Source organism: Achromobacter sp. 1014246743, assembly GCF_059760725.1.
Genome location: NZ_JCBANA010000036.1, coordinates 1 through 13,942, shown reverse-complemented (window position 1 = coordinate 13,942; position 13,942 = coordinate 1). Strand labels below are relative to the sequence as shown.

18 protein-coding genes are annotated in these 13,942 nt (G+C 65.7%); 12 read left to right on the top strand and 6 right to left on the bottom strand.

Going from position 1 to position 13,942, the window contains the following annotated elements; all coding sequences use genetic code 11:
- The first annotated feature begins 81 nt into the window (after window positions 1-81).
- Together AC6LJ2_RS16425 and AC6LJ2_RS16420 are read left to right on the top strand one after the other, a co-directional pair.
- Complete coding sequence (locus AC6LJ2_RS16425) at window positions 82-999, top strand: PhzF family phenazine biosynthesis protein (RefSeq protein ID WP_445658644.1); 918 nt, start codon at window positions 82-84, stop codon at window positions 997-999.
- Window positions 1,000-1,303: 304 nt separating this feature from the next.
- The gene (locus AC6LJ2_RS16420) at window positions 1,304-1,738 is read left to right on the top strand and encodes a GNAT family acetyltransferase (RefSeq protein ID WP_263914787.1); all 435 of its coding nucleotides are present in this window, start codon (window positions 1,304-1,306) and stop codon (window positions 1,736-1,738) included.
- 35 nt (window positions 1,739-1,773) lie between these two features.
- Here AC6LJ2_RS16420 and AC6LJ2_RS16415 read toward each other — a convergent pair whose 3' ends face one another.
- Genes AC6LJ2_RS16415 through AC6LJ2_RS16405 form a run of 3 tightly spaced genes read right to left on the bottom strand, consistent with a single transcriptional unit; the run spans window position 1,774 to window position 4,119 of the window.
- Window positions 1,774-2,154, bottom strand: a complete 381-nt coding sequence (locus AC6LJ2_RS16415) for a hypothetical protein (protein WP_498151754.1) — start codon at window positions 2,152-2,154, stop codon at window positions 1,774-1,776.
- Window positions 2,155-3,108, bottom strand: coding sequence for a M14 family metallopeptidase (locus AC6LJ2_RS16410; protein ID WP_445658645.1), 954 nt, complete (start codon window positions 3,106-3,108; stop codon window positions 2,155-2,157).
- Window positions 3,109-3,120: 12 nt separating this feature from the next.
- Entirely contained in the window at window positions 3,121-4,119 is a 999-nt protein-coding gene (locus AC6LJ2_RS16405) for a Bug family tripartite tricarboxylate transporter substrate binding protein (RefSeq protein WP_263914789.1), read from the bottom strand.
- Window positions 4,120-4,255: 136 nt separating this feature from the next.
- Here AC6LJ2_RS16405 and AC6LJ2_RS16400 point away from each other — a divergent pair, with 136 nt between their 5' ends.
- The 3 genes from AC6LJ2_RS16400 to AC6LJ2_RS16390 all read left to right on the top strand — a co-directional run bounded on the left by AC6LJ2_RS16400 (window position 4,256) and on the right by AC6LJ2_RS16390 (window position 6,390).
- Window positions 4,256-5,137, top strand: a complete 882-nt coding sequence (locus AC6LJ2_RS16400; RefSeq protein ID WP_498151753.1) for a MurR/RpiR family transcriptional regulator — start codon at window positions 4,256-4,258, stop codon at window positions 5,135-5,137.
- Between the two features lie 156 nt (window positions 5,138-5,293).
- Complete coding sequence (locus AC6LJ2_RS16395; RefSeq protein WP_445658646.1) at window positions 5,294-5,548, top strand: hypothetical protein; 255 nt, start codon at window positions 5,294-5,296, stop codon at window positions 5,546-5,548.
- Between the two features lie 248 nt (window positions 5,549-5,796).
- The gene (locus AC6LJ2_RS16390) at window positions 5,797-6,390 is read left to right on the top strand and encodes a BPSL1445 family SYLF domain-containing lipoprotein (protein WP_445658647.1); all 594 of its coding nucleotides are present in this window, start codon (window positions 5,797-5,799) and stop codon (window positions 6,388-6,390) included.
- A gap of 94 nt (window positions 6,391-6,484) precedes the next feature.
- Here AC6LJ2_RS16390 and AC6LJ2_RS16385 read toward each other — a convergent pair whose 3' ends face one another.
- The gene (locus tag AC6LJ2_RS16385) at window positions 6,485-6,718 is read right to left on the bottom strand and encodes a hypothetical protein (RefSeq protein ID WP_025135379.1); all 234 of its coding nucleotides are present in this window, start codon (window positions 6,716-6,718) and stop codon (window positions 6,485-6,487) included.
- A 102-nt stretch (window positions 6,719-6,820) separates the two neighbouring features.
- A complete protein-coding gene (locus AC6LJ2_RS16380; RefSeq protein WP_025135380.1) occupies window positions 6,821-7,291 on the bottom strand; it encodes an Lrp/AsnC family transcriptional regulator in 471 nt (156 codons plus the stop codon).
- Window positions 7,292-7,466: 175 nt separating this feature from the next.
- Between AC6LJ2_RS16380 and AC6LJ2_RS16375 the strand changes: the two genes are divergently transcribed.
- The 5 genes from AC6LJ2_RS16375 to AC6LJ2_RS16355 all read left to right on the top strand — a co-directional run bounded on the left by AC6LJ2_RS16375 (window position 7,467) and on the right by AC6LJ2_RS16355 (window position 10,791).
- Window positions 7,467-8,360, top strand: coding sequence for a DMT family transporter (locus tag AC6LJ2_RS16375; protein ID WP_498151752.1), 894 nt, complete (start codon window positions 7,467-7,469; stop codon window positions 8,358-8,360).
- Between the two features lie 68 nt (window positions 8,361-8,428).
- On the top strand, window positions 8,429-8,653 hold the full coding sequence (locus AC6LJ2_RS16370; protein ID WP_263914793.1) for a hypothetical protein: 225 nt from the start codon (window positions 8,429-8,431) through the stop codon (window positions 8,651-8,653).
- A 346-nt stretch (window positions 8,654-8,999) separates the two neighbouring features.
- Window positions 9,000-9,212 carry a hypothetical protein gene (locus AC6LJ2_RS16365; protein ID WP_006218759.1) on the top strand — a complete coding sequence of 71 codons (213 nt, stop codon included), beginning with the start codon at window positions 9,000-9,002 and terminating at the stop codon, window positions 9,210-9,212.
- A 154-nt stretch (window positions 9,213-9,366) separates the two neighbouring features.
- Window positions 9,367-10,473, top strand: a complete 1,107-nt coding sequence (locus AC6LJ2_RS16360; RefSeq protein WP_498151751.1) for an AGE family epimerase/isomerase — start codon at window positions 9,367-9,369, stop codon at window positions 10,471-10,473.
- A gap of 102 nt (window positions 10,474-10,575) precedes the next feature.
- Window positions 10,576-10,791: a hypothetical protein gene (locus tag AC6LJ2_RS16355; RefSeq protein ID WP_025135384.1), complete on the top strand. Its 216-nt coding sequence runs from the start codon at window positions 10,576-10,578 to the stop codon at window positions 10,789-10,791.
- Window positions 10,792-10,860: 69 nt separating this feature from the next.
- Here AC6LJ2_RS16355 and AC6LJ2_RS16350 read toward each other — a convergent pair whose 3' ends face one another.
- Complete coding sequence (locus AC6LJ2_RS16350) at window positions 10,861-11,784, bottom strand: LysR substrate-binding domain-containing protein (RefSeq protein WP_445659143.1); 924 nt, start codon at window positions 11,782-11,784, stop codon at window positions 10,861-10,863.
- Between the two features lie 149 nt (window positions 11,785-11,933).
- On the opposite strand from AC6LJ2_RS16350, the gene AC6LJ2_RS16345 reads away from it, so the two are divergent.
- Window positions 11,934-12,920 (top strand): Bug family tripartite tricarboxylate transporter substrate binding protein, encoded by a 987-nt coding sequence (locus tag AC6LJ2_RS16345; protein ID WP_263914795.1) that lies wholly within the window; start codon window positions 11,934-11,936, stop codon window positions 12,918-12,920.
- Between the two features lie 24 nt (window positions 12,921-12,944).
- On the top strand, window positions 12,945-13,823 hold the full coding sequence (locus AC6LJ2_RS16340; protein WP_498151750.1) for an N-formylglutamate amidohydrolase: 879 nt from the start codon (window positions 12,945-12,947) through the stop codon (window positions 13,821-13,823).
- The last annotated feature ends 119 nt before the right edge of the window (window positions 13,824-13,942 follow it).

Below are 13,942 nucleotides of genomic sequence, written 5' to 3'. Positions count from 1 at the left end.
TTCGTTCCGCTCTGTGCCTGTCGCACCGATCAGGCGGGCCGCATAATTGCTGGTGTTCATTCCCCTGATGCAAGGACCCCCATGCGCTACCGCTACGTCACCGCCGATGTGTTCACCGCCCACGCCTACCAGGGCAATCCGCTGGCGGTGGTGCTGGGCGCCGAGGGTCTGGATACCGCGCAGATGCAGCGCATTGCGCGGGAATTCAATTACACGGAAACCAGCTTCGTGCTGGCGCCGCGCGATGCCGCGCATACGGCATGGGTACGCATTTTCACGCCCGACCGCGAGGTGCCGTTCGCCGGCCATCCCAATGTGGGAACGGCGGTGGTGCTGGCGCGCGAGATGATCGCGGCGGGTCGCCCGGCGCCGGCGCGCTTCGAATTCGAGGAAGAAGCGGGCCTGGTGCGCATGGCATTGCAGTACGACGAGGCTGGCCGTTTGCTGGGTGCCGAATTGGCCGCGCCGCAGCCCTTGACGCGGGGCAGCCAGGCGTCGGCCGAAGCCGCCGCGCGCGCGCTGCGGCTGCAACCCGCCGATATCGAACTGGCCGAGCATGCGCCCCAGGTGGCGTCCGTGGGCCTGTCTTTCCTGGTGGTGCAATTGGCCAGCCGCGATGCGCTGCGCCGCGCGGCGCCAGACCCGGCCGGCTATGCCGCGTTGATGCCGCTGGACGGGGCGCGCTCGATCTACGCCTACACCACCGACGCGAGCGGCGATACAGCGCAGGGGCCGACGGATATCCAGGCGCGCATGTTCACCGGACGCATGACGGAGGATCCCGCCACGGGCAGCGCGACGGGGGCTGCGACCGCGTTGCGGGCCGCCTTGCGCGGCGCGGGCGAACTGCGGTTGCGGGTGGGGCAGGGTGTGGACATGGGGCGGGCCAGCCTGCTGTTGGCGCAGGCCGAGGTTCGCGCCGACGGCGTCTGGGCGGGCGTGGCCGGGCAGGCCGTGGTGGTGATGGAAGGCACGTTGCCGGTGCCGATGATGGATTGACCCGCCAGCGCCGGCTGGGGTTTCGTGAGGGCTTGCTGCGACGCACAATCTTCAAGTATGCTGGCCGCCATGCCTATCGCCCATTTCGCCCCGCCGGCCTTGCCGGCCCGGGCAGACAACCGACGAATCACTCGACGCCTGCGTTGAGTGGCAAGCCGTGTTCAAGCGCCGGATTTCCGGCGCTCCCACCAGAAGGCCACGATACCCCTCGTGGCCTTTTTGTTTGCGCGGCATGCGCGACCTGTTTTCCAGCCATCGAGGCGTAGCGCCCGGCCTTCGTTTTTCCTGCAAAGAGGAACGAAGCATGACGCACCCTGAACTGGCCATCCGGCCTTTCCACCCGTCCGACGAAGCCGCCGTGATCGGGCTATGGACCGCCTGCGGGCTGACGCGGCCGTGGAATGATCCGCGCAAGGACGTGGCCCGCAAGCTGACCGTGCAGTCCGACCTGTTCCTGGTCGGCGAAGCGGACGGCGAGATCGTGGGCACCTTGATGGGCGGGTATGACGGCCACCGTGGCTGGATCAATTACCTGGCGGTGTCGCCGGCGCATCAGCGCCGCGGCTATGCGTCGGTGCTGATGCGGGCAGTGGAACGCAAGCTGCTGGAAAAAGGCTGCCCCAAGATCAACCTGCTGATCCGCTCGGGCAACGAGGCGGTGCGGGATTTCTATGCCAGCCTGGGGTTCGAGCAGGATCAGGTGATCAGCCTGGGCAAGCGCCTGATCCCGGATCTGTGAGGTCGTGGCGTGGCCACTCGGCGAGGCGCCCGGTGTCAGTCACGCACGGACGCGCGTGATCTGACGGGTTCCGGCGGCAGGCGCCACGCGGGCGGCGCAGGGTCGAAAAACCCCCAGGGTTGCCAGGGGACGTCTGCCGCATCCTGCGGCCGCGTCCACAGCCCCCATTCGGGCGGATCCGGAAAGCCGTGCCAGACCAGCTGGATCAGCAGCCAGTGCTCGCCCTGCACGGTGGCGTGGCAGACGGCATCGGCCGAGATGAGTTCGTCTCGCGTCAAGCCGAACAGGCCGGCCGGCGGCAAGTCGTCGTAGGCGATGCGCTGCCAGTCGACGGGCACGCCCGCCCGGGCTTCGAAGCCCTGCCGCTGAAGGCCGGCGGCAGGGTCGTTCAAGTCCCAGGGATGGGGCTCCCACATTTACATGGGCTCGGTCAGGTAGACGCCTTCGCGGCCGACGATCGGCATGCGGGTCGGCATGAAGATCGTGCAGTGGTCGCACGGTGAGCGGATTTCCTCGCCGGCGTTGATGGCGATGAGTTCGCCTTTGTTGAAGACTTCGAAACCGATGACGGGGCGCACGAAGGCGAAGTCTTCCGACTTGACCATGTGCACTTCCAGCAGGCGGAAGGGCTGGGCGGGCGGGGGCGGGGCGGCCGAGGCGGGCGTATCGATCAGGCCCAGGTGCGCCAGGAAGCGCAGCGTGACGTCGGTGGCCAGGTCGGCCGCCGATTGCGCGAAGTGCTGGCCGCATTCGACCACCAGGGCGCCGCCGCTGTTCGAGGCGGGGTCGCCGTGGCGGCCGTAGTTGAGCACGCCGGTGCCGGGAAAGCGGCCGGCCGGCATCACCAGTTGCACGGCAGGCGCGCCGACGGCGGCGGCCAGCGCGGTGTTGCGGTCGATTTCGGGGTAGACCCAGAAAGGCTGCACGGGGGCGCGGGTGGAATGGATGTCCAGCACATAGTCGGCCGCGTCCAGCACGGGTCGCAATTCACGCGCGCGCCGCAGTTCGGGGCTTTGCTCGGCGCCGTCCAGCCATTCGGGCGACCAGATGCGATTCAGGTTGTGAACCAGTTGCCGGTTTTCGTAGGGGTTGTCGATGTCGAAGGCTTCATAGGCTTCGATGTTGGCGAAGCTGACGGTGAGCGTGCCGATCTTGGGACGCACGCCGGTATCGAGCAGATGGGTGGCCGCGACCATGCCACAGATTTCGTTGCCGTGGGTCAAGGCGTTGATGAGCACGTGCGGGCCGGGCTTGCCCGATTCGAAGCGGTGCACGTAGTCGATGCCGGTGTTGCCCTGGCGGTAGGCGGACAGGTCGCGCGGCAGGACTTCCAGCGGCGCGGTGTCGGGGGCGAAAGCGGGATTGGACATTGTGGAGGGGGCCTATTCGGGGCGGATGCCGGCGCGGTCGACCAGGTCTTTGTACAAGGCCAGGCGTTGCGACATCATGGTGGTGAATGCTTGGGGCGTCTGCAATTCAGGGGGCAGGGCGCCGCTTTTTTCCAGCGATTGCGCGGTGGCGGGTTCGCGGGCTGCGGTCTGGACGGCGGCCAGCAGCTTTTGCACGATCTCGGGCGGCGTGCCGGCGGGCGCGGCCAGTCCGATCCAGGACATCGAGTTAAGCACGGGATAACCGAGTTCGGCAAAAGTGGGAATGTCCGGTAGCGAGTCCAGGCGATTGGGCGCGGCCACGGCGAGCGCGCGCATCTTGCCCGTCTGGATGTGCGGCAGGAAAGGCGCAAGGTTGTCCAGCGCGAACTGGGCTTCGTTGGCCAGCAAGGCATTCAAGAGTGGCGCGCCGCCGCGATAGGGCACGTGCACGGCCTTGACCTGCACGGTGTGCTTGAGCAGTTCGGCATTGAGCTGGCCCATGCTGCCCACGCCGGCGGTGGCGAAGTGCACGTCGTCGGGGTGCGCCTTCAGGTAGGCGACGAATTGCGCGAAGGTCTTGACGGGCAGTTCGGCGCTGGTCACCAGCACGTTGGGGGTGCGCGCCAGTTGCGAGATCGAGGCGAAGTCCTTGATCGGGTCGTAACCGAGGTTGGGGTGCATGATGGGGTTGGCCAGGTGCGAGCTTTGCGACGAGGCGACCAACGTGTAGCCGTCGGGCTTGGCGCGCGCCACGCGTTGGCTGCCGATGGCGCCGCCGGCGCCGTCGCGGTTCTCGACGACGAGGGTCACGCCCAGTACCTTGCCGAGCGCTTCGGCGTAGAGGCGGCCGACCAGGTCGACGGAGCCGCCGGCAGGAAAAGGCACCACCAGGCTGATGGGGCGCGAGGGATACGTGTCGGCGCGCGCGGCCAGCGGCAGCAGGGCGGCGCCCATGCCGGCCATGAGCAGGGTGCGGCGGCCTGGCGACGGCGCCTGGGATCGATGCGTCATGAAGCTCTCTTGTAGTGACGGACGGTTCAGTCTATTCTGCAATGAAAATTGCAGAGTGGAATATAGTCTGCAATGAACGTTGTTGAATTTGGGGTTATCACCTAGCCGCGCCGCGGCGGGCGCATGGCTCCGCGTCATGGAGTTCGCCCGCATCGTGAACCTGCACCAACGCATCGCTGCCTACGACAAGAAGCTGACCAAGACCGAACGACTGGTGGTCCAGGATATGCAGTCGCGCTATCCGCAGGGCCTGTTGGAATCGGCCACGGCCCTGGCCCGCAAGGTCGGCACCAGCGCGTCCACGGTCGTGCGCCTGTTGGCCAAGCTGGGCTATGACAGCTATGCACAGGCGCAGATGCAGGCGCGCGCCGAGGTGACGGCGATGTTGGCCTCGCCAGGCGAACGGGCGGATGCGGTCAGTGTCGACAATCCGTCGGCCCAGGCATGCCTGCAGAATGCGTTGCTGCACGACCAGCACAACCTGGAAGCCACGTTTGCCGCCATCGATGTGGCGGGGTTCGAAGCGGCCGTGCGCGCATTGACCCAGCGCAAGGCGCGGGTGCATGTGCTGGGCCTGCGCCAGGCCGCGCCGCTGGCCAGCCACATGGCGCTGTATCTGAACCTGTGCATGCCGGGTGTAAAGGCCATGACCGCCTCGGGCCCGCTGTTCCTCGAAGACCAACTGCTGTGGCTGGATGAGCAGGATGTGCTGCTGGCCTTTACGTTCCGCCGCTATTCCGTGGCCGCGGCCAATGCCGTGAAGGTGTTTCGCGAGCGGGGGGGCAAGGTGGTGCTGATCACCGATTCGGCCGCCGCCCCGGCCGCCGCGTTTGCGCAGCACGTGCTGCTGGCCCGCACCTCCAGCGCATCGCCGTTCGATTCCTATGTGGCGGCCATGTCGATCTGCAATGCGCTCTTGGCAGCCGTGGCATTGCGCCGTAAAAAGGAACTGGCAGCAACGCTTGAACGGGGCGAGGCCTTGTGGGATTCGCAGTGGATCCATCCGCCCGCGCGTTGACCCGAAATCGGCCCGATTTCGGCCTGATTTCGGACCTGTCCAGATGCGTCGGCACTAGCTGTTCTAGTGCTGTTTGACTGCTGAAAAACACGGCTTTTCAAGCCGTTTTTTTTTTGGCATATTGCGGCCGGACAAGCAGATTTCAGGAGTGCGGGAATGGACTTGTGGCCGCAGCGTCACATCGACGGCTTCGAGGTTAAGTGTGAAGTGGTCAGCCTGGATGCGGGCGTCCTGGCGATCGAGATCGCCGTGTCCCGTCCGGGCGATGCGGACTTCCAGCAGCGCTGGTCCCTGCCGCGGTTCGTGACCTTTGCCGACGAAGGCGTGGCCCGGCGCCATGCGGAACTGGTGTTGTCCGGCATCGTGTCGGTCGACCCCGCGACCGGCGAACCTCGCTACGGCATTCTTTGATGCCGCACGGCCGCCAGCGCGGCCGGATACGGGGCAGTTTGCGCACCGTATCCAGAAGCGGCGTGCCCTACCAAATGTTGCGGGGCACTCCTGTACCGCATTGGCCTGCAATATATGCCGTCTGTGGTTCGGAACGGGTTCTGGCTGGGGGCAGTGTAGTTTTTGTTTCGTTTATCACAACATGTGCCTTGTGCCTTGGCCAGGGGCCGGTAGAGTGGTTATTGGATGACAACAACAAGGAGAGTTCCATGTTCGACACTTTTCCTCGCTTGCGCCGCGCTGGCATGGCTGCCGCGGCGATCGGCGTAGCCGGCCTGCTGTTTGCCGGTTGCACCACCACCACGCCCAAGTCGGCCGCTTCGGCGACCGAGCAGCGGCAGTCGATCAACAGCGCGGCCAACGCATCGTTGGGCAAGCTGTACGAAGCCGCGCCCCAATCCAAGGAATTGATCGCGCGCGCCAAGGGCGTGCTGATTTTCCCTGACGTGCTGAGCGGCAGCTTCTTCATCGGTGCCCAGCACGGCAAGGGTGTGCTGCGTGTGGGCGGCGCCAATGCCGGCTACTACAGCACCACGGCAGGCTCGATCGGCTTCCAGGCCGGCGCGCAGTCCAAGGCGATGTTCGTGCTGTTCATGACGGACGACGCCTTGAACAAGTTCCGCAACAGCAACGGCTGGACGGTGGGTGCCGACGCCACGGTCGCCGTGGTCAACATCGGCGCCAATGGCCGCATCGATACCAACACGGCGCAACAGCCGATCGTGGGCTTCGTGCTGAACAACGGCGGCCTGATGGCGGGCGTGTCGCTGGAAGGCACCAAGATCTCGAAGATCGATATGTAAGGGGTATCAGGCCCCCTCGGGATTCGCGTCCCATGCAAAACGCCGCGGTGGGTCATTCACCGCGGCGTTTCTTTTTGGGTTGCGTGAGCGCGAATCAGCGCAGGATGTCGTCGCCGTGGTTGCGGACCGCGCTTTCGCGTTCGATTTCAGCGGCTTCGATTTTTGGGTCCAGCCCGCGCCAACGCAGGATATGGCCGCGTTCTTCGGCGGGTTCCCAGCCCAGGATGCCGTAGCGTGTGATTTCGGTTTCGCCGGTGTCGAACGCCACTTCAAAGTAGCCCTGACGATCGGGTAGCGTGCTGCCGGGGAACCATTCGGTTTCAGGCATGGTGTGCTCCTTGCTAAGCGATGGAGGGGGCGCCGCCGCCGGCTCAATGCGGCAGCGGACGTTTTCATTGTGGGCTTGCCGGCGCGATACCGCAAGCGCGCATCAGGCCAGCGGCACCGCCGTGGTGTAGAGCACCTGCTTGAGCGCGAAGCTGGAGCGAATGCTGGCCACGCCGGGAATGCGCGTGATGTGTTCGACGATCAGGCGTTCGAGCGCATCGACATCGGGCACCAGCGCGCGAATCAGGTAGTCGGCATCGCCCGACATCAGGTAGCACTCCATGATTTCGGGCAGCACGGCGATTTCGCGTTCGAACACGTCCAGCGCGGCCTTGCGTTGCTTGTCCAGCGAGATCTGGATGAACACGTTGACCTTCAGGCCCAGTTTGCGGGCATTGAGCAGCGTGACTCGGCGATCGATCAGGCCTTCGGTTTCCAGGCGCCGCACGCGCGCCAGGCAGGGCGAGGCCGAGAGATTGACGCGCGCGGCCAGCTCGACGTTGGTCAGGCGGGCGTCGCGCTGGAGTTCATTGAGAATGCGGATGTCGGTGGCATCCAGGTTGATGTCCGGCATAAGTCACCTGTGGTATCGAGGTAGGCAGTTCATTTGTGCCGAGTATGCATGGAATAGCGGTGAATTGAGGTGAAATATGCTGGGGTTTACCCTATAGACTGTTCCTTTCTTTGGCCAATCGGCCAATGTACGGAATATTCAAGCGGTAGATGTAGCTGTGAGCCACGAGAGCACGTTGCGCAAGTTGTTGCCCCTGGCGGGGGCGGTCATGATCTGGGGCGGCAATTGGCCCGTGATGAAGCTGGGGCTGGCGCACATGAGCCCGCTGTGGCTGGCGGCCAGCCGGTTTGGCTCGGCTGCGTTGATCAGCGTGGCCGTGCTGGCGATGCTGGGGCGGCTGCGCTTGCCGACGCGCCAGGAATGGCCGTTGGTGGCGGGCGTGGCGTTGCTGCAGATGGGGGCGTTTACGGCGCTTGCGCTGTGGGCCTTGCAATACGTCGCGCCGGGGCGCGCGTCGGTGATCGCGTACGCCACGTCGATCTGGGTGATCCCGCTGTCGTCGCTGGTGCTGAAAGAACGCCTGTCGGCGGCCCAGTGGGGTGCGACGGCGCTGAGCTATGCCGGTATCGGCGTGATCGTCGCGCCGGCATTCAGCCCGTGGCAGGCGCATACCGTGATCGGCCTGGTGATGCTGCTGGGCGCGTCGTTTGCCTGGGCATGCAACATCATCCAGCTGCGCGGCAACCGCCACGTGCGCTTGGGCGCCGACATGATTCCGTGGCAAACCGCGATTGCCACCGTGCCGCTGGCGGCGTTGGCCTGGCTGCGCGATGGGGCGCCGACCTTTCTGGCCGTGCCGGATGCGTGGCCGGTGATTCTGTATACCGGGCCGCTGGCCACGGCGCTGACCTTCATCGTGGTGCTGGGCATGACGCAGAAGCTGCCGCCGGTGGCGACGTCGATTGCCATGCTGTGCGTGCCGGTGATCGGGTTGATCGTGTCGTCGGTGGTGTTTCATGAACGCATTTCGCCCGACCTGGCATTGGGCCTGGGCTTGATCGCCCTGAGCGTGGCCGCTTCGGCCGCGGCCGCGCGCATGAAGCGACCCCTGGCATTGCGGCCGTCATAGCGGCCGCCAGGCCGGGCTGCGCGGGGCGGCATGCTATCGTTGCGGTATTCATTTGAGAGTTACCACGCATGGCATTGCATCGTTTCGAGAAGGGCGAACTGGGTCATTGGCTGCGCATCGTTGCCGACAATTCGGAACCGGGCGCCGTCCAGACCAGCGTGCCCGCGCATGTCGCGCAAGCGCTGCAAACGCTGCGCTGCATCGAGGCCGATGCCGACGGCGCCTGGCGCATCACCGAAAAGGGCAAGCTGTCCCTGCGCATGGAAGAACCCGGCGCCCTGCATTTGCGCTAGCGCCTATGCGCCATCAGCCCTAGGGCATTTGGCCGATCCCGTCCTGCTTCGTCATTTCCCGCTACGTGTTTGTGACGCATCGCTGCGCGCGCGACGCGTCGAATTAGTGCGTTTCTTGCGAACTTTGTCGCGGTATTGCGCGACTTTCAGTCTTATTTGCGCGCTGTACGGGAATCTCCTGAGACGGTTTGTCTGATTTGGCTGCGTCCGGACGTATCGCGGGCGGGTCCGCGCCGGTAAGATGAACTTGCGTGACGTTTTCAGGTCTATTCATTGCGCGGGAATTCTGCAACCCGCTACGTCACGCGTGGTTCACGCGTTTAGGTAACCGACTGGGAGGTAGCACATGCAGCATCGTGACCAGGAAGTACTGATCGACGTTTCCACAGCGGCCATGGATACCGGCGGATATGGCGTATTGCTGACGGTAACGGCTGAGGGCGGCACCGAAGTGGATGCCGCGTTTTCCCACTTGGGCAACTGCGCTTCGTTGGACGAGGCACGAGATCGCGCGGAAATCTTCGCGCAGAACTGGGTCGAGGAAAACATCTTCCGGTAGGGCATGGCAACAAGCCCTTGAAGGAAGCTGAACGGCTGTACCGGTCTGTGTGCGCATGACGCTTCGAATGATGCTTGCACGATGGCGACGTAAATTTAGGTTATCGTCGCTGCTCCCTAACAAGCGGCCCTTATCGGGCATGCGTCGTTCAAAGATGACTGCCGCACAGACCAACTCCGCGCTGGCGGAGCACATCAACGCTTTTCGCGAGCATTTCGACTCCGTCATCCTGCCCCTGTGGATCGGGCCAGGCTTCAATGACGTGCTGGGTCTGCCCTTTGAATCCCTGGATGCGGCCACCGGCCAGCCCTTGCCGGCCGAGCGCTATCGCGCCATGGCCTGCGCGCGCCAACTGTACGGGTATGCCGAGGCGCCCGGTGCCGCGGCCGGTGCGCATGCCGACCGCCTGTTTGCCTCCTTGCGCCACTGGTTTCGCGACGAGTCGCATGGCGGCTGGCGCTACAGCATCGATGCCCAGGGGCGGCCGCTGGACGAAACGCAGGATCTGTACACCCATGCCTTCATCGTCTTTGCGTGCGCGGCGTATTTTCGCCGGTCGCGCAATGCGGACGCGCGCAAGTTGCTGCTGGCCACGGCCGAGACCATCGAGTCGCGTTTCAAGGCAGCCGATTCGCTGTACCACGCTGCGCTGAGTCCGGATTGGGGCCAGGTGCTGCGCGGTCCGGCGCAAAATCCCATGATGCACCTGACCGAGGCCTATCTGGCCGCGGCGCAGGTGGCTGAGCCGGCCCTGTTCGCGCAGCGGCTGCGTGGCCTGGCGCAGGCGATGACGCAGGCTTTCCTGAGCGCCCCGACGCAATGCATTTCGGAGGCGCCGCAAGGGGCGGCCGGCAACCGCATCGAACCGGGGCACCAGTTCGAATGGCTGTCGCTGGTGCGGGGCGCGGCCGAGGTGTTCGACGGGCTGGACCTGGCCGACGCATTGTCGCGCGGGGTGCATTGGGCTCGTGGGCACGGGGTCGATGCTGGCGGCGTGATTGCCGCCCTGGACGAGCGCGGCGCGGTGCTGGACGACACGCGCCGGGTCTGGGCACAGACGGAATACCTGCGGGTGCTGGCGGTGGTGGGCGATCTGCCGGCGTTGACGTCGGCGCTGGCGCATTTCCGGACCCGCTTCCTGCACGCCGGCGGGTGGTACGAATGCCTGGATGGCGCGGGTAAGGTGGTGCGCGCAGACATGCCGTCGACCTCGCCCTACCACCTGGCGACCTGCCTGGCGGCCCTGCCGGCCGTTGTTTAATTGCGCCGTTAACAATTTTTGTCTAATCGGGGACGGGTTTTAATAGAAAAACATTGGTGAAATCCCTTACAATTTGGTAACTATGTTTGTGGGGAAGCATCAATGAGCGTTATGTGCTTGGCTTGCCAACGCATCAATCCCGGGCTTGCGGGCGTTGCACCGCATTCTCATCTGGGGCACCAGGGATTCACCAACCCGACACAGAAGGGCCGCGAGGAAAGCCGCGAAGACCACTTCCGCTGCTTGAGCTGCGGCGCCAAGTGGCTGCGCGAGACGGACAAGTGGGGTGTGGACCTGGGATTCAAGCTGGCCCCTTGAGGGCCGGCGGCGCCCAGGGCGCCTGCGTAGTACAAGTGTCGGGCCCCGCAAGGGGCCCGTTTGTTTTTGTTACGGCATCGCCGCTTCGGGATCCTGGCGAGCGGTGTCGAGCAGCCACTCTCGGAAACAGGCCAGCGCGGGGTGATCGCGCCGCTGGGGCGGGGCGCACAGGTGGTAGCCGCGGGCGATGGTGACGCGCAGGTCGGGAAAGGGCGAGGCCACGTGGCCCGCTTGCAGGTCGTCCTGCACCAGGCAGCGCTGCAGGACGGCGATGCCCATGTCGGCCATGACGGCGCGCACCAGGATGCTGACCTGTTCGAAGCTGCTGGCCAGGGTGATGGCGTCGCGCTGCACGCCGGCCGCGTCGAACCAGCGGGCCCAATTGTCGGGGCCGTTGGCGTGGTAGAGCAGGGGTTCGCCGAGCAGGCCGATGGGGCGGTCCCACAGGCCGGCCGCGCGCCGGGCGGCCAGCCGGGCCGGGCTGCAGATGACGACCATTTCGCGACCGATCACGTAGTCCGCCTGCCAGCCGGGCCATTGTCCGGCCACGCCCGAGAGGATGGCGGCGTCGGGCGTGGCGCCCGAGAAGTCCTCGTTGCGGCGGTAGGTGGCAAACCCCAGCTGGATGTCGGGATGCCGCCGGTGGAAGTCGGGCAGGCGGGGCACCAGCCAGGCACTGGCCAGGGTGGGCACGCTGGCCAGCGTGAGGCGCTGGCGGCGGTTGTCGGCGCGCAGTTCGGCGCTGAGCGCCTCGATGGCCTGTAGCGGCGCCAGGCCCCCTTCGTAGAGCTTGCGGCCGGTGTCGGTGAGCGTCAGGCCATGGGCGTTGCGGCGCATCAGCGGTTGGCCGAAATGCGCTTCGAGGCGGGCGATGGCGCGGCTGACGGCCCCCTGGGTGACGCACAGCTGGTCGGCGGCCAGGGTGAAGCTGCCCAGCCGCGCCGCGGTCATGAAGGCGTGCAGCTCGGACATGGACGGCGAGTGCAGGCGCATGGCGCGGCGGTCCTTGGAACCCGCCAAGCGCGGGTCCTAGCATGAGCATAGGTAATGAAGGCGTGCAATATAGTCGTTTGAAAGGCGATCGTAAAGTTTGGACACTGGCGGCCTCGCAGCACGACCTGCACCTTTTTCGGAGTCGCTCCATGTCCCGCCTTTTCGGCTGTTCCGCGCGCATTGCGCTTGCCGGCGTCTGCGCCGCGCTGTCTTTCGCTGGCACGGCCACCGCCGCCGACTATCCCTCGCGCCCCATCAAGCTGGTGGTGCCGTTTGCCGCGGGCGGCTCGACCGACATCGTGGCGCGCCTGGTGGCCGAATACGCCGGCCGTGACCTGAAGCAGACCATCGTGGTGGAAAACAAGGCCGGCGCGGGCGGCTCGCTGGGCATGGAACAGGTGGCGCGTTCGGTGGCCGACGGCTACACGATAGGCATGGCGACGATGAGCACGCATGGGTCGAACCCGGCCGTGTACCGCAAGATGAACTACGACCCGGTCAAGGATTTCGAGCCGGTGGCCAACGTGCTGGCCGTGCCGAGCATCTTCGCGATCAACCCGAAGCTGCCGGCCAGGAACATGGCCGAGTTCGTGGCGCTGGCCAAGGGTTCGCCGGACAAGTACAGCTTTGCCTCTCCGGGCGTGGGCTCGCTGGGCCACGTGAACATCGAGAATTTCATGATGCTGGCCGGCATCAAGCTGCTGCATGTGCCGTACCGTGGCGCGGGGCCGGCGCTGAACGACGTGATGGGCGGGCAGGTGGACGCCATCACCGACAACCTGTCGTCGACGCTGCCCCAGGTGCTGGGCGGCAAGCTGCGGCCGCTGGCGGTGCTGGGCGCCGAGCGTTCGCCGCTGCTGCCGGACGTGCCGACCTACATCGAGCTGGGCTATCCCGACATGGGCACGGGCGGCTGGTTTGGCCTGGTGGCGCCGGCGGGCACGCCGTCGGCGGTGGTGGAACGCCTGAACCAGGCGGTGCAGGCGGCCATGAAGGACCCGGAATTCCGCAAGAAGGCCGAGGACGTCGGTGGTACGCTGATGCCCACGACGCCGCAGCAATTCAAGGTCCAGATCGAGCAGGCCCTGGCGCGCTACGCCAAGGTCGCGAAGGCCGCCAACATCCAGGCCGATTAAGGCCTGTCAACCCGACCCCCGACGATGACACACGCCGATTTCCATGCCGTTTCCGTGCACGCGCCGACCGCGCCGGCCTTGCCGCTGGTCTGCGATTCGCCGCACAGCGGCGAGCAATATCCCGCCGACTTCAATGCCGCCGCCAGCCTGGCGCAACTGCGCCAGGGCGAAGACACGCACGTGGACGCCCTGTGGTCGGCGGCCCCCGCGCTGGGCGCCACGTTGATCGCGGCGCATTTTCCGCGGGTCTACATCGACCCCAACCGCACGCTGCGCGACCTGGACCCGGAACTGCTGGCCGAACCCTGGCCCGAGCCGCTGGACCCCGGCGAAAAGACGCGCCTGGGCAAGGGGCTGATCTGGCGTCGCATGGACAAGGCCACGCCGATCTACGACCGCAAGCTGACGCTGGCCGAAGTGCGGCATCGCATCCAGGCGTACTACGAGCCTTATCACGCGGCGCTGGCGCGGGCGATTGACACCGCGCAGCGCGATTTCGGCGCGGTCTGGCACCTGAACCTGCATTCGATGCCGAACGACGCCTACGAGCGCCTGGGGCGCCAGAGCGAGCATCCGCTGGCCGACTTCGTGCTGGGCGATCGCGACGGCACCACCTGTGAACCGGAGTTCATTGCGCTGATCGAGACCGAATTGCGCGACCGCGGCTATACGGTGGCGCGCAACGATCCGTACAAGGGCGTGCAATTGATCGCGCAGATCGGCCAGCCGGCGCTGAACCGCCATAGCCTGCAGGTCGAGATTCGCCGTCCGCTGTACATGGACGAGGTGACGCGCGAACGCAATGCGGGCTTTGACAGCCTGCGCGCGGACCTGTCGCAGGTGCTCGAACGGGTGGCGCATTACGTGCGTTCGCGCATGACGGCCATATCGTCGACAAAATAGACGCGCGTGCATATTGCGTGGCGGGGCGGCCCCGGTTGATTCAGATCAACCCGGGGCCGTCTCTTATAAACAATTTCCAGCCCACGAGAACCGTTTGTCCCACTCGGATTGCGTCCTTT

Coding starts and splice junctions, on each gene's coding strand:
- AC6LJ2_RS16370 (WP_263914793.1), top strand. CDS start 8,429: ATGGCATTGCATCGTTTCGAGAAGGGCGAACTGGGTCATTGGCTGCGC.
- AC6LJ2_RS16360 (WP_498151751.1), top strand. CDS start 9,367: ATGACTGCCGCACAGACCAACTCCGCGCTGGCGGAGCACATCAACGCT.
- AC6LJ2_RS16350 (WP_445659143.1), bottom strand. CDS start 11,784: ATGCGCCTGCACTCGCCGTCCATGTCCGAGCTGCACGCCTTCATGACC.
- AC6LJ2_RS16400 (WP_498151753.1), top strand. CDS start 4,256: ATGGAGTTCGCCCGCATCGTGAACCTGCACCAACGCATCGCTGCCTAC.
- AC6LJ2_RS16355 (WP_025135384.1), top strand. CDS start 10,576: ATGAGCGTTATGTGCTTGGCTTGCCAACGCATCAATCCCGGGCTTGCG.
- AC6LJ2_RS16340 (WP_498151750.1), top strand. CDS start 12,945: ATGACACACGCCGATTTCCATGCCGTTTCCGTGCACGCGCCGACCGCG.
- AC6LJ2_RS16385 (WP_025135379.1), bottom strand. CDS start 6,718: ATGCCTGAAACCGAATGGTTCCCCGGCAGCACGCTACCCGATCGTCAG.
- AC6LJ2_RS16395 (WP_445658646.1), top strand. CDS start 5,294: ATGGACTTGTGGCCGCAGCGTCACATCGACGGCTTCGAGGTTAAGTGT.
- AC6LJ2_RS16345 (WP_263914795.1), top strand. CDS start 11,934: ATGTCCCGCCTTTTCGGCTGTTCCGCGCGCATTGCGCTTGCCGGCGTC.
- AC6LJ2_RS16380 (WP_025135380.1), bottom strand. CDS start 7,291: ATGCCGGACATCAACCTGGATGCCACCGACATCCGCATTCTCAATGAA.
- AC6LJ2_RS16425 (WP_445658644.1), top strand. CDS start 82: ATGCGCTACCGCTACGTCACCGCCGATGTGTTCACCGCCCACGCCTAC.
- AC6LJ2_RS16415 (WP_498151754.1), bottom strand. CDS start 2,154: ATGTGGGAGCCCCATCCCTGGGACTTGAACGACCCTGCCGCCGGCCTT.
- AC6LJ2_RS16365 (WP_006218759.1), top strand. CDS start 9,000: ATGCAGCATCGTGACCAGGAAGTACTGATCGACGTTTCCACAGCGGCC.
- AC6LJ2_RS16405 (WP_263914789.1), bottom strand. CDS start 4,119: ATGACGCATCGATCCCAGGCGCCGTCGCCAGGCCGCCGCACCCTGCTC.
- AC6LJ2_RS16420 (WP_263914787.1), top strand. CDS start 1,304: ATGACGCACCCTGAACTGGCCATCCGGCCTTTCCACCCGTCCGACGAA.
- AC6LJ2_RS16390 (WP_445658647.1), top strand. CDS start 5,797: ATGTTCGACACTTTTCCTCGCTTGCGCCGCGCTGGCATGGCTGCCGCG.
- AC6LJ2_RS16410 (WP_445658645.1), bottom strand. CDS start 3,108: ATGTCCAATCCCGCTTTCGCCCCCGACACCGCGCCGCTGGAAGTCCTG.